Source organism: Heyndrickxia camelliae, assembly GCF_002844575.1.
Taxonomy (GTDB): domain Bacteria; phylum Bacillota; class Bacilli; order Bacillales; family Bacillaceae_C; genus Margalitia; species Margalitia camelliae.
Genome location: NZ_PIQO01000009.1, coordinates 50744 through 65124, shown reverse-complemented (window position 1 = coordinate 65124; position 14381 = coordinate 50744). Strand labels below are relative to the sequence as shown.

The following is a 14381-nucleotide window of genomic DNA, read 5'->3' as shown; positions in this document are numbered from 1 at the left end:
ACGCCTGGTGTTTTAATATGCAATAAATGGTTTTTTTTGAATTATAGCAATTTTTAAAGGGAATTGTCTTATTGTTATCGAATACTTTTTATATAAATTTGTGAAGTGAGTGATGAGGATGAATCCATTTGTGTTCGCATGCATTACCCCGCACGGAGGAGAAATCATTCCGGAACTTGCAGGAGATAAACCAGAAAGAATGAAACTAACTAGAGATAGTATGGTGAAGCTTGGAAAGAAAATGATGGCCGCAAATCCAGATACAATTATTGTTCTTACCCCGCATGGAACAAGAATCGACGGACAATTTTCGATTTCCAACAGTGAAAGAATGTATGGGTCCTTTGATGAAAATGGCAGTGTATATGAAATGGAAAGAATGGTTGACCGGGACTTAGCTCTTCGAATTACGAAAGCTGCAAGAGATTCCGGGCTTGGTGTTGGCTCTATTAATTATGCAACTGCTGCAGGACCGCTTTCCTGTTTGCCGCTGGATTGGGGTGCCATTGTTCCGCTAGCCTTCATGCCTGATATTCCTATTGTAGTGATTACTCCTTCAAGAGAAGTAACACTTGCAGACCACTACAAGTTCGGAGAAGTGGTACGTGAAGTAGTTCAAAACACATCGAAAAAAATCGCTCTCATTGCAAGCTGTGATTGGGCCCATGCCCATGATGAAAAAGGCCCATATGGATATGATCCAGCTGCTGCTATGCTTGACGAGGAGGTAGTTGGCTTGTTTCGCTCCAATGAGCTGGAGAAGATGGCACAATTTGACCCAGAATATGTAGATGCTGCTAAGCCGGACGGTATATGGCAAACAATGATTTTAGCCGGTGCCATTCCTAAAGAAAACAGAAGTATTCATTTATACTCGTATGAGGTGCCCACTTATTTTGGTCTGATTTGCGCTGAGGTTAGCTACGTAGAGGATAGGTGAAGGTGAGCTGTTATCGTCTCACCTTTTATTCCATCTATCAAAAACCATTTTCCAATCCTCTAAAAAATAGGAAAATAGATGTTTATTTCTTCTTACTGCCAGCGGATGATAAGAAGTTGCCAGCGGATAACCATTTATCTCATGCCAATGCTGCCTCCATGCTTTTACTGTAATTTCCTCATTATCATAAAAAGATTGCAACGCTACATTCCCTAAGCAAATTAGTAATTTTGGTGTGTGTTCCTCTAGCTGAAATTTCAAATGCTGTATGCAGATGCTTCGTGTACATGTTTTCTCATAAGCACGAGTTGGCCGTCTTTTTAAAATAAATGTGACATAAACCTTGTCAATCGGTATATTTACTTCATGAATTGCCTGTTGCAAAGTTTCACGTGTACCACAAACAAATGGATTTCCTTCTCTATCCTCGCGCGCACCTGGGTTATCGAGAATCACGTAAATATCACCATTTGGATTGCCTTCGCCCCAAATCATGCGGGAGCCATGCTTATATAATCCACATTTTTCACAATCCGCTATTTCTTGTGGGACTGGGTCTTCTTTTAAAGTTATAGGTTGGAATTTCAAGGTGGTCACCTCTGGACTAATTAAAATAAGAAACAGTGCACTTTTGAATATTGTGCACTGCTAATAAGAAGTTTATTTTAATATGCCCTCAATTTTTTCCATCACATCATTGGTAAGTTCAATATCAATAGCTCTAACATTTTCCTCTACTTGCTCTGGTTTACTCGCACCAATTAATGCACTCGCAACGTTTGGCTGACGCAAAATCCATGCTAAGGCTAGTTGTGAAAGTTTTACATCTAATTCTTTTGCTACATTCTCCAACTGCTTTACTTTTGTAAGTACATCCTCTGTCAGCATTCTTGATAAAGAGCCGTTGGATTTTGGATCGGTTGCACGGGTGCCTTCAGGCAGATTTTCTAAGTTCGTATATTTTCCTGTTAAGATTCCCTGCGCAAGCGGTGAGAAAACAATTTGGCTAAATCCTGTCTGTTCTCCAAGCGGAATTATCTCTTTTTCGATGTAACGATTGAGCATATTATAGACAGGTTGATTAACCACAATACGGTCTAGCAAATAGCGATCAGATGTACCAAGTGCAAGTTGAATTTGTTGAGCTGACCACTCGCTGACACCAATATATAGAATTTTCCCTTGGCGAACTAAATCATCTAGAGTTCGAAGCGTTTCATCAATTGCTGTTTGTGGGTCAAAACGGTGGCAATAGTAAATATCTACATAGTCTTTGTTTAGTCTTTTTAGACTAGCATTAATTTGCTCAGTGATATGTTTTCTGGACAAACCTTGGTCATTTGGTCCATCGCCCATTTTTCCGAACACCTTTGTAGCAAGCACATAGGACTCTCTTGGGTATTTTGCAAGAGCTTCTCCAACGATTTTTTCCGCTTCTCCTCGGGCATATACATTCGCTGTATCAAAGGAATTGATACCTAACTCATATGCCTTTTCAATCGTTTTAATTGCAGTTTCCGCCCCGATGGAATTTCCATACGTAAGCCAGCTGCCTAAACTGATTTCACTAACCTTTAAGCCTGTTCTCCCAAGTTTGCGATATTTCACTATAATCGCCCCTTTTTTAGAATATGTACAATAACTATTATAAAATTCTAAAAAAATAAATTAAACAAATATGCATTACAATTATGAATATAGGTAATATACACTATAAAACTAAAAAGGATGTGCATTATGCTAATCAAACCTCGATACGAGCCCATTGAATTGAAGCTATTAAGATTTTTAAACATGAGGATGAATTTATCACCTAAGGAAGCAGGATATTTATTAAACCTAGAAAAGGGATTAGAAGGTGAGTCAGTTTTTGATAAATGGCTAGAGGGACTTTCCAACAGTTGGCTGATCATGAATGACCTATTATTAGAAGCCAATAATTCTACTTTTCAGATTGATTCCATTGTTATTTCTCCCGACACTATTTACTTATTCGAAATAAAAAATTACGAAGGAGATTTTTATATTAAGGACGACAAATGGTTTACAATCTCGGGAAAAGAAATTAAGAACCCCCTCCTTCAATTGAAACGTGCAGAATCTCTCTTTCGAAGATTATTGCAGGATTTGCGATTTTCCTTTTCAATAGAGGGATATGTAGTCTTTGTGAACCCCAACTTTTTCGTATACCAAGCTCCTTTGAATCTACCATTTATTTTTCCAAACCAGATACAAAGATTTATAAAAAACATAAATCTACGTTCTCCAAAACAAACTACTAAAACCACCAGATTCGTAGAGATATTGTCATCTGTTCTTTTAAAAGAAAACCCATATAATAATTTACCTCAGTATACGTATGAGCAATTGCAAAAAGGGATTACTTGTTCGCGTTGTTATGCGTTTGTTACAAGGATTAATAGAGACAATTTGCTTTGTAAAAAGTGCCGAAAAACAGAAAAGATTGAATCTGCTGTTTTGCAAAGCATCGAAGAATATCAATTACTTTTTCCCGATAAAATGATTACCACGAATTCCATATATGAATGGTGTAGTATATTCGAATCGAAAAAAACTATTCGCAGGATTTTAAGAAAGCATTTTCTCCTAATGAAACATGGGCAATCCGCTTATTTTGAAAGCCCACAGGACAAAGGTGATATATAATGTATGGGTTATTAAGGCGTAATTTTTAATTTGACCCACTTATCTAATTGCAATGGGGACTTCCTACCATGATTATGAACTTTCTTCTCTTTTTTCTGCGACTTCGGGCACTTTCCTATCTTGATTGTGCCCTTTCTCCTCTTTTTTCCGTGACTTTGGGCACTTTCCTATCTTGATTGTGCCCTTTCTCCTCTTTTTTCCGCCACTTCGGGCACTTTCCTACCCTGTTTGTGCCCTTTCTTCTTCTTTTTTTGCGATTTCGGGCACTTTCCGAACACGATTGTGCCCTTTCTTCTTCTTTTTTTGCGATTTCGGGCACTTTCCTATCTTGATTGTGCCCTTTCTTCTTCTTTTTTTGCCACTTCGGGCACTTTCCTATCTTGATTGTGCCCTTTCTCCTCTTTTTTCCGCCACTTCGGGCACTTTCCTATCTTGATTGTGCCCTTTCTTCTCCTTTTTCCGCCACTTCGGGCACTTTCCTACCTTGATTGTGCTCTTTCTCCCCCTTTTTCCGCCATTTCAAGTACTTTCCGAACACGATTGTGACATTTTTTGCAAATAAGAAGAGCATATTACAACTGATTTGTTCACCTGTCCGCTGCTAACAAATCAATTTGAGAATAAATACCTCTACAAACAAAACAGGGTGGTGCCACGCACCACCCCATTACTTCTTACTTAATATAAAGCTTTCCAGCAGCAAGCTTAGTCGAAACATTGCCATAATCATCCACGACCTTAACTTCGATCAAAGCGCCATCTGCTTTTGTCTTGTTTGGTACTGTCCAGTAGCCGACATAATGCCCTGCTGATGTTTCCGCCATAGGTAATTCTGTAGCGTTATCGCTTGTTACATTCGTTAACGGCATGTGGATAGCAAATGTTGCTTTTAATCCAGGTTCACTGTCAAATTCAATTTTGACAGAGTCACCTTTTTTCAAATTCTTGTCTTTGTCAGGCAATAGATTTTGAATTTCTGGTGCAGTATACTTCGCAAAGACCGTAACTTTCTTAGTTACTTTGTTTCCTGCTTTGTCTTGTGCTACTACGTTAATCACATTTTCGCCTGTATCAAGCATAATGCGTTTTGAGTATTTTCCATCTGTTACAGTTGCCTTTTCTCCATTTACTTTTACAAAGTCAAGGTTTGCATCTGCAACTTTTCCTTCAACCGTTACAGTTTCACGATTGGTTTTATCGTTATTTTTCGGACTGTCGATGGATAGCGTTGGTTTCGTCTTATCGTAAACTACTTTCACTGGTGAAGATGCATCAGTGGTGCCAGCCTCCACGGATGCTTTCGCTGTTAACACATTTTCACCTTCTGAAAGTGTAACATCAGCGGAGAATTTTCCATCCTCTGTTGCCTGTGCAGTTCCAACTTCCTTTCCATTATTGTATAGATGAACATCTGTCGTTGGAGAAGCAGTACCTTCAACCGTTACTGTTCCCTCATTGGTGAAGAAACCATCTTTCGGAGAAGTAATAGCTGGTACATCTACCTCGTAGCTTACACGGGCACGGATCATGTAATTTCCTTCGTCTGCTGGTGATTGTGACCAAGCACCGCCAACTAACTGCCAGCTGCGTTTTGCATTTGTACCACTTTCATCTGTTGCAAGTCCTGGAGTATTTGGATTTGGATTTGTTTGAATGTACACCATGTAGAAGTCTCCGTTCACAGAAATTCCTTGAGAAGAGAGATCCACTACTGTCCAATCACCATTCCGCAGTGCCTTTGCATTCACAGGTCCTGCAATCTTCTTGCCTGGTGCACCATTATTACCAGATGCATCCCAAACTTCCACTTGGAAATCCGTTCCGCCTGGCGTTGGCCAATCTGTAGTCCAGAATCGGAATACACCAGCTGTTACGATTGCTGATTTTTTGCCTTCTGGTAAAGACATCTTCACAGCCCAACCATTACCTGCATCATAGAAAGCATGTGCATTTTCTGCAGTACCATCATCATAGCCGATTTCACCGCCAGGGTAGCTGATGATTGGCTCTAAATTAATGTTTTTCTCGGTAGTTTCATTACCATTCACAGTTACAGCGATTTCTTGACTATGATAGTATGGAGCTAAAACTTTTAACGTATAGTTGCCTTCATATGCAGTGATATCATAATGACCGTTCTCATCCGTTTGAACAGGAGTAACGGCTGCATCTTCTACAAGAAGAAGGGTTGCGCCTTGTAAAGGTTCACCAGTAGATTTGTTTTTAACTGTACCGCTGATATGACCTTTTGCTATTTCATGTAATACGAAATTAGCTGTAGCAACGCCATCACGTTCAATGTTCACACGTTGTTGTTCTGATTGGTAACCGTATGCTTCAGCTTGTAAAGTATAGGTACCAGCTGCATGTGAAAATTGATATTGACCATTTGCCGGGTCTGTATAGACAGAGCGCCCTGTTTCTAGAACACTTACTTGCGCACCCATAGGCAATAGTGTAGGATTAACTTGTTCCTCTTTCGCCGGAGGAGCGTCCTTTTTTGGTAGTTCTGGCTTAATAGAAGCTGGATCTACCTTTTCTTTTTTTAGTGAATCTTTGTCACCGCTTTGTTCTACTCCTAGTTTTTTTACTCCAGTCTTAGAGCCTGCAGTCCCTAATGGAGTTGCAGAAAGTTTCACATCATCTAAATACCAGCCTGCTTTTTGAACACTTCCATCCGTTGTCACATTGAAGCCGATATAAATTCTTTGCCCACTGTAGTTGGAAAGATTCACTTCTTTATCTGTCCACCCACCGGATTGGCCATTTACTTGTAAAAGTTGTGTCCAGTTTTGACGGTCAGTGGAGACAAATACAGAACCAAAATCGTATCTTGTCTCTAAGTCATACCAGTTTTTAAATTGCAGATATGCATTTCCTGCAGGTAAATCGATAGGCGGCATTACAAGCGTCATGTTCGCACTATTATCATAGTTTCCTGCTAGATTCGTAGCATATACTTTTTGCCCTGAAGCAGCACTGTTTGGTCCGGATGTCGGAACACCCCATTGCCATGAATCTTTTGTACCAAAAGAAGACCATCCAGTTGGTGTAGACTCAAAGTCTTGGGAGTAGCCAACGGTGATTCCCGGTTTTACAGTTACTCGATACTCATCGCTTGTTACTTCGTTATTACCAAAGTCATTAACTTTCCAATGATATTTTAAAGATGGTGCTGCAATTTGATTCCCTGGAATTACTGCTTGGTACTCACCGGATTTGTAGTCACCGGAAATACGATTCGCATCAACATCTTGCCAGTTGCCAGCTTTATCTTGGTATTGAAGCTTAACGGAAGAAACACTTACATTATCAGAAACATTTGCTTTCAGTGTTAAATCCATGCCTGCATATGTTTCTGTTGGTGCTTGATGTGTAATGCTTGGTGCTTCGGTATCATTACCTTCTTTTGCAACCTGGCCCTTCACTGTTCCAAGTCCACTCAAAACGGAGGAAACAGCATCAAATGCATTCACAAGGCCATATCCGTATCCGTTATTTGGAGACTGAGGAAACGTTGAATCAGTCAATGGTGTTGCAGTATTTACTAAAATATCCTCAATTTGGTCTACGGTTAAGGAAGCATTTGCTTGCTTTAACAATGCAACTACTGCCGATACATGTGGACCTGCCATCGAGGTACCATTCCATCCACCCTCATATACACCACCAGGAACAGAAGAACGAATATTTACCCCTGGTGCAGATACTTCCGGCTTAATTTCATTGTATGGAGATGGTCCTTGTAAAGAGAAGTTTGCAAGTTTATTGTTTATATCTGTTGCACCAGTGGCAAATGATTCTGGATAGTTAGCTGGGTTTGCAACAGAACCAGGTCCTCCTGGGTTGAATAGATCGGTATTTCCTGCTGAAAACTCAGGGAAAATTTCTGCTGCACGCCAGTTTCGCACCATATCACGATACCATTCATCTAATCCAGCTCCGCCGCCCCATGAGTTATTTACTACATCTGGTGCTTTCTCAGGGTGCGGATTACCAGAAGCATCCTTTGGAGCAATAATCCATTCCCCTGCTCTAAGCAGATCTGCATCTGTTCCTCCAGTAGCTGTGAAAGCCTTTACAGCAATCCATTTTGCTCCAGGTGCTACACCAATTTGATTGGAACCATTTGGCTCAGAGCCAACCATTGTTCCCATTGTATGGGTACCATGCCCTTGGTCATCATACGGAGTAGCACGGCCTGCAGTTGCATCGAACCAGTTCATTTCATTATTAGGTGTATTGGGATGTGCTGGGTCATAACCGCGATATTTTTCCTTTAATGCAGGGTGATCCCATTGAACCCCTGTATCGATATTCGCTACAACTGTTCCCGTACCATCGATGCCCATATCCCAGACTTGAGGAGCACCTACTCTCTCTATATTCCATTCAATGCTGCTTGTTTTGGCCTTTGGCATATCGGCTGTTTTTCCAACTGTAGCAGACTTCGTTTTAGCCCCTGCTTTGGTTGCTGTTCCTGCATCAAAAAGCTGACGAGTTTCATTTGGAAGAATTTTTTCAACTCCTTCAAAATGAGTAAGCTTTTCCGCGACCTCCTTCGTCGCTGTAACAGCGATACCATTTACGATGTAAAAGGATTCAAAATCCTTTACGTTACCAGCCTTTTTCTCTTTTTCTAAATAGCTAAGTACTTCATGCTGCGTTTCCATCGCGGTAGATCTTAGTTCGGAAACAACTGCTGATCTTTTGGCAAGTTTAGCTTGCTGAGCAGTTAATTTTCCTTTTACCGCTTTCTCACTAGCCGTTTTTGCCGCTTTTTTTGCATCTGCTTGTTCCTTAAACTTGATTAGGAATGTTACCTTTTCATCTGCCTTTGTGAATTGCTTTAGCAGCCGATCACTAAGCTTGACACTGGTGACATTCTTTCCGTCGGAAACCGAGGTATACGGTTTTCCATTCACTGCTGCGGCACTAGAAAAACTTGGCGTGAGCAGTGAAGCGGATAATAAGACTGTTGCTAGGACACTAGTTGTCTTTTTGAGACTTTTCTTTCTCAACATCTTTTTTCCTCCCCTCTATTTTTGAAAAAAGTTCAAAAAAATGACAACCCCAACCCTCCTTTTCTCTTTCTCCATGATGAAGGTCATCGTTGTCTCTTTAAATGTATAAGTTTTGACAAAAAAAATGTGTCAATCGAAGTCGATTTATGTCAGACTTTTCATAAATGGTAAATATGATGTAGTCCCAAATAAATTTATTGGACTATAGAACTATTCCTCTAATATGCAAATCAACCACCCTTTTCCATTTTAGTGAGTGTTCATCCAAATTCCCTTCCAAACGTCATCTAGGGCTAAAACTCCATTTATCGTGAAAAATTATTACCGTTGACAAAAAATACTGTTTTGTACCTATATTCAAAATATTCAAATTACTGTATTGTGTCCCCTTTAGTGGAAAAGTCCCCCATTTTATATACCAACCTTCATGAATAAATAGAGCTATTTTCATCCTTCACTATGTATAAGCTAATACAATTGTCACAGCTTTCCAAAAAAGTATTTGACATGTAGGATAAAATAAAAAGATACTTATAATCATAAAGATTTGACTTAGGGAGGATTAGGATGCAAACAACAAATATACGTTCGGTAACGATTGCCCTATTCGTTGCTACTTTTTTAACTGCAATTGAAGGTACGATTGTTAGTACAGCGATGCCAACGATTGTCAGTGATTTAAAAGGGATCGAGCTCATGAACTGGGTATTCGCTATATACTTGCTTACTTCTGCGGTTACAGTCCCTATTTTTGGGAAGTTGTCCGACTTGTTTGGTAGGAAGTTAATATTTATTGCTGGTACGGTTGTGTTTTTAATTGGATCAGGTCTCTGTGGTTTGTCGCAATCGATGGAACAGCTTATTTTATTCCGTGCGATTCAAGGAATCGGCGCCGGTGCTGTAATGCCTGTTACGACCACAATTATTGGAGATATTTATCCTCATGAAAAACGGGCTAAGGTCCTGGGCTTCATGGGTGCAGCATGGGGAATTGCAGGAGTTATTGGTCCATTAATTGGAGGATTTTTCGTAGATCAACTATCTTGGCACTGGATTTTTTATATTAATGTGCCATTTGGCCTGTTGTCTATTTTGATGGTCAGTGTTTCTTTAAAAGAAAAACTAGAAAAAACAAAAAAAAGCGTAGATTTTGCAGGCTCCCTTACTTTTACCATTGGGATGCTTGCACTGTTATTTGCCTTACAGCGAGGCGGGGAAACGCATAACTGGACATCCCCAACCATTATCGGGATATTTGTCGTTGCCGTTTTATTTATTGGAATGTTTCTTTTTATCGAATCAAAAGTGAAAGAGCCACTTATTCCGCTGGAGCTTTTCCGAATTCGTTCTATTTCTGTTGCCAATGCCGTTGCATTACTAGCCAGTGCGGTTCTTATTGGTTTAACTGTATATATACCAATGTGGGTACAAGGAGTTCTTGGACACGGGGCAACCATTTCCGGTTTAATACTTGCGCCGCTATCGATAACATGGATGATAGGTTCTTTCTTAGGTGGCCGACTCCTCGTAAAATATGGGGAACGGGTGACAGTAGCTATCGGTACTCTCATTATTCTTTTATCGAGTATTTGGTTAGCAACGTTTACTATTCATACAGCCGAATTGATGTTTTATCTTATGTCCGCTCTTGCAGGACTCGGATTTGGGATGGTCATGACCATTACGACTGTTGCTGTGCAATCATCTGTTGATTGGTCATTGCGAGGAGCTGCCACCGCTTCCAATACTTTTTTCCGGACACTGGGACAATCCGTTGGTGTGGCCTTATTAGGAACGTATTTTAACTCCGTAATATCAAGAAAACTACAAATTGGTAACACCAATCCGGATGTCAATGTGGTCAATCTTAACAAATTGATAAACCCTAATACCGGTCAAGCAGTTCCTGAGGCTGCTCAAGCTCCATTGCGCGAAGTAATCGTATCAGGGCTTCACCACTTATACATTGTGATGGTAACAATTGCAATAATCGGTTTACTTGCATCAATGTTTTTGCCTAAAATAAAAGCAGTTTCAGCGAAGCATGCGGAAAAATAAATATAAGGTCAGTCCAATTGGGATTGGCCTTTTTATTTTATTCTGATGTGGATTATCTAAAGTTTGAAGAGGTTATCTATTTTTGCTGATAAATCTACTTTTGTGGGAGGTAATCCTCTAATTTTTGATGTTAATCTTTTATTTTGGAGATTGCTCTGTATAATTCGAAGATATTCCCCATAAATTCCTCTATTTAATTAAAAATAACTTACCCGGATAACCATCTACGTAAGCTTATATAAAAGCCGTTTCCCGCAAATGCTGCAAACAGCTTATCGGTTTCATCCCTACTATCAGTTTTTTTCCATCTGTATATGCGTCTAATTAGTTCCTTGATCAAACGCTCACGCCAAAGTACTAACCGAGGATAGTATTCCTGATTATTTGCTAGATTTACTCTTTCTGAAGGGTCATGTTCAAGATTAATTAGCTGCTTCACACCCATTTGTAAAAACCAGATATATTTTTCCCTTCCATTGTTACGTAATGGTGAGAATCATTCCCGTGGGAGTGGCTCTCCATGAATATACTTACGCCAGTCGACATTTGAAGATTCGGGACACAATGGTAATACGCTTTTTCCATTTACACTTTGAGGAATCTCAATATTTGCCGCACTCCACAATGTCGGCATGATGTCCCTAAGTTCTACTACCTCATCCACTAGGTGATTCTTTTTCAACCCAAGACAATTCCCGGATATCTTATCAGCACCTATACTTTTTGGAATTACGACTTTATTTGGAGCTCCTTCTGCTAATTTGGAGACGGAACAGTGGGATTTCAACATGCATTCTGCAAGAAAAACCTAAAATTCTTCTATCCTTATGATTATTCAGCCGAATCTTGCAATAATTCCGCCACTTTTATATATAATTCAGCCAAATCTGATAATAATTCAGCCAAACTAGAGAATAAGTATACTCATATTCATACTGTCCGCCACACAAGGACAATCTCCCCATTTGTCCATTTGTGGTGCCTGGCACCACCTGTAAGGCGCAGTGCAGTGCACCTTGCAGACCTGCGTCTCCTTGATAACGGCTAGGTTTTAATCGGTTGCTCATGCCTTTTTGAATAGGTTATCGGATATGCGTTCTAGTTCTTTTTGAATTAGTTTAAAAAATAGCGGCTGATTGTTGATGATGCCGCCGCCAAGAACCACGACATGCGGGTCTAATACGATAAAAAGCTGATGCAATCCGCGGGCAATACATTTTGCAGCTTGTTGAACTATAGCAGTTGCTCCAGGATCCAACCTCTCATTTAATTCCATTAGTCGCTTAGTTGTAACGGTTCGATCTTTAAAAACTCTCCTCGCTTCCGCTTCCATTGCAGGGCCAGATGCAATGGATTCTAAAGTCTTCACTTCATCTTCATCCTCCATCACGGAAAATCCAATTTCCCCTGCTAAACCAACACCACGAATAAAACTCCCTTCATGTAAAATACATACCGAAATACCTGTACTAACGGTGACATATGCAAAGGTCTCTTTTTCTAGCAGTTCTGCTTTCCATTCACCAAATGCTGCCATGTACACATCATTGTCCATGATAATCCTAGCGTTTGGAAAAATAGATAGAAGCCGGTTCGCCAGCGGAAATTTTTTCCATTGCAGGTTATTTTGAAAAACCGCTATCCCATTGACAGGATCCACTACCCCGGTACTCCGAGTGCAATTACAGCTACCTTCTCAATCGAACCTTTTCCTTTATGTATTACATCTAAAAAGGCGTTATACAAGCTTTCAAACATTGACTCCGCATCATGACATGCACTTTTGACTTCGGTACGGATCATTCCTTCCTCCTTTCATCAAATACTCCTGCAGCAATTTTTGTCCCCCCAATGTCTGCTATGAGCACATTTGACAAACCAACCACTTCTTTAACAAAAGACTCAAACAGCTTAAATTACAGTGTGAGGTAAAAAGTTAATTAGAACCAACCCTAGATTGAATAATCTCCTTATAGTAGTCTTCCAGTTCAATAGATTTACCCTTTTGCAGACGTGATTCTTCTGCAGCAAATGCCATTAAATGACTTTGCAATGATACAGTAGCAGATGAAAGACTTTCACCATCTTTATAATTTTTCACTTCATGTAAGAAATTTTTTACGATTGCAGTATCTCCTCCTCCATGGCCGCCAACCGTCTCATGGAATTTCATAATCGTTTCCTGTTTGGTCAGAAAGTCAAAGATAGAAATTTCATTATCCTCCATATTGCCAATAATTTCGCCTTTTGTTCCCATTAATTGTACCCTTCTGGTCTGGGTTCTAGTAAAACCGCACATGCTAAAATTTGCCGTAACTCCGCCTTCAAATTCCATATTGACCACTTGATGGTCGACCACATTATTATCGGAACGATATACACATTTTCCGTATGGAGTGGTTTTTAACGCCTGAATAATTCCTTCTTTAGTATAGTCCTCCGTAAATTTACGAGCCCAGCCTTTCCCTTCACCTAAATAATATCTGCCAGCATGGAACGGACACACATCTTCGGCCGGACAACCATCCAAACATCTTTCGGGAGCCCCTTCTGGTGCATTTTTTTCATTAAAATGCATTAAAGATCCATATGAGCTTACGCGCAAGCAAGGCTTATCAATGATATACGAAAGAATGTCCAAGTCATGACAGGACTTTTGCAGTATCATTGGACTTGATTTCTCTTTGTTATTCCAGTTACCCCTGACAAAGCTATGAGACATATGCATAATTTCTACATTTTCACTTAATTGTACCGAGGCGACCTCGCCGATTGTCCCATTTTTTATTACCTCTCTAATTTTTGACCAAAAATCGGTATAGCGAAGGACATGGCAAATAGTCAACAATCTCTTCTCCTCTATCGCAACCCTCTCCATTTCAATACATTCTAATGGATCCGGCGACATCGGTTTCTCTAGTAAAACATGATAGCCGGCTTTTAATGCAGTGATGGTAGGATGAAAATGATAACGGTCCAGTGTACAAATTACTGCTACATCTGCTCGTTTTGGGCCATTTAGTAGTTCCTCCCATGATTCAAAACAATTCTCCTTTGATAGTTGGTGCTTTGCAGCAAAATCATTGCGGCGCTCTTTATTTGGCTCAGCAACTGCAATGATTTCAAATTCATGTGGATTTTCTAATGCATATGGAGCATATCCTCGTGCACCTCTATCCCCTGCTCCAATTAATACCGCTGTAATTTTTGCCATTTATCCCACTCCTCATATCATCATGTCTTAAAAGTCTCGCCAACGAATGAAAAAATATAACTTTTCGTTTATACAGCTTCCTTTTTACTTACCTGTGAATCTATTTACAAAGTTTCTATTAATCTGTTTCCTTTTAGTGAAATACCGCTCTAGGTTAGAAGGTATTGGTTAAAGCGTTAAGCCTTCTTCTAACATCTCTAAAACTCGCTCTCTTCCATTCACCTATCTTTAGCTGCAATTCCCTTAAATCCCAGTAGTGCTTCTATAAAACTTCTATTCTAAAGGGCTCAATTTGACCTTGCTTTCCAGGATAAAAAGAAACGCATAAACAATCAATCAGCATTTTGAATACTAAAAATGCAAAAGCCCTTAATCTTCAACTTATATAGTTGGAAACTCAGCACATGATTTCTCCAGAAGACATGCTAAACACTGGTTGGAACCCCCGTATTAAAAAGCAGCAATACGATCTTCAAAG

11 protein-coding genes are annotated in these 14381 nt (G+C 39.8%); 3 read left to right on the top strand and 8 right to left on the bottom strand.

All coding sequences use genetic code 11. From position 1 onward, the window contains the following. Nucleotides 1–118 precede the first annotated feature (118 nt). The gene (locus tag CWO92_RS12855; RefSeq protein WP_101354617.1) at nt 119–940 is read left to right on the top strand and encodes a DODA-type extradiol aromatic ring-opening family dioxygenase; all 822 of its coding nucleotides are present in this window, start codon (nt 119–121) and stop codon (nt 938–940) included. 18 nt (nt 941–958) lie between these two features. Here CWO92_RS12855 and CWO92_RS12850 read toward each other — a convergent pair whose 3' ends face one another. After that, complete coding sequence (locus CWO92_RS12850) at nt 959–1528, bottom strand: uracil-DNA glycosylase (protein ID WP_235851603.1); 570 nt, start codon at nt 1526–1528, stop codon at nt 959–961. 72 nt (nt 1529–1600) lie between these two features. Continuing rightward, complete coding sequence (locus tag CWO92_RS12845) at nt 1601–2548, bottom strand: aldo/keto reductase family protein (protein WP_101354616.1); 948 nt, start codon at nt 2546–2548, stop codon at nt 1601–1603. 129 nt (nt 2549–2677) lie between these two features. Between CWO92_RS12845 and CWO92_RS12840 the strand changes: the two genes are divergently transcribed. Continuing rightward, nucleotides 2678–3607 carry a nuclease-related domain-containing protein gene (locus CWO92_RS12840; RefSeq protein ID WP_158175564.1) on the top strand — a complete coding sequence of 310 codons (930 nt, stop codon included), beginning with the start codon at nt 2678–2680 and terminating at the stop codon, nt 3605–3607. Nucleotides 3608–4281: 674 nt separating this feature from the next. Here CWO92_RS12840 and CWO92_RS12830 read toward each other — a convergent pair. After that, entirely contained in the window at nt 4282–8631 is a 4350-nt protein-coding gene (locus CWO92_RS12830) for a S8 family peptidase (protein ID WP_101354613.1), read from the bottom strand. Nucleotides 8632–9198: 567 nt separating this feature from the next. On the opposite strand from CWO92_RS12830, the gene CWO92_RS12825 reads away from it, so the two are divergent. Continuing rightward, nucleotides 9199–10689, top strand: a complete 1491-nt coding sequence (locus CWO92_RS12825) for an MDR family MFS transporter (RefSeq protein ID WP_101354612.1) — start codon at nt 9199–9201, stop codon at nt 10687–10689. A 208-nt stretch (nt 10690–10897) separates the two neighbouring features. Here CWO92_RS12825 and CWO92_RS12820 read toward each other — a convergent pair whose 3' ends face one another. From CWO92_RS12820 to CWO92_RS12805, 5 genes are all read right to left on the bottom strand, one after another. Then, nucleotides 10898–11134 carry a hypothetical protein gene (locus CWO92_RS12820; protein ID WP_101354611.1) on the bottom strand — a complete coding sequence of 79 codons (237 nt, stop codon included), beginning with the start codon at nt 11132–11134 and terminating at the stop codon, nt 10898–10900. Nucleotides 11135–11185: 51 nt separating this feature from the next. Further along, nucleotides 11186–11476, bottom strand: coding sequence for a hypothetical protein (locus tag CWO92_RS25845; RefSeq protein ID WP_207767798.1), 291 nt, complete (start codon nt 11474–11476; stop codon nt 11186–11188). Between the two features lie 276 nt (nt 11477–11752). Next, nucleotides 11753–12349, bottom strand: a complete 597-nt coding sequence (locus tag CWO92_RS12810) for an ROK family protein (protein ID WP_101354609.1) — start codon at nt 12347–12349, stop codon at nt 11753–11755. Continuing rightward, nucleotides 12349–12492: a hypothetical protein gene (locus tag CWO92_RS25440; RefSeq protein WP_158175568.1), complete on the bottom strand. Its 144-nt coding sequence runs from the start codon at nt 12490–12492 to the stop codon at nt 12349–12351. Before CWO92_RS25440 ends, CWO92_RS12810 begins: the two co-directional genes overlap by 1 nt. A 133-nt stretch (nt 12493–12625) precedes the next feature. Next, nucleotides 12626–13903 carry a Gfo/Idh/MocA family protein gene (locus CWO92_RS12805; RefSeq protein ID WP_101354608.1) on the bottom strand — a complete coding sequence of 426 codons (1278 nt, stop codon included), beginning with the start codon at nt 13901–13903 and terminating at the stop codon, nt 12626–12628. Nucleotides 13904–14381 lie beyond the last annotated feature (478 nt).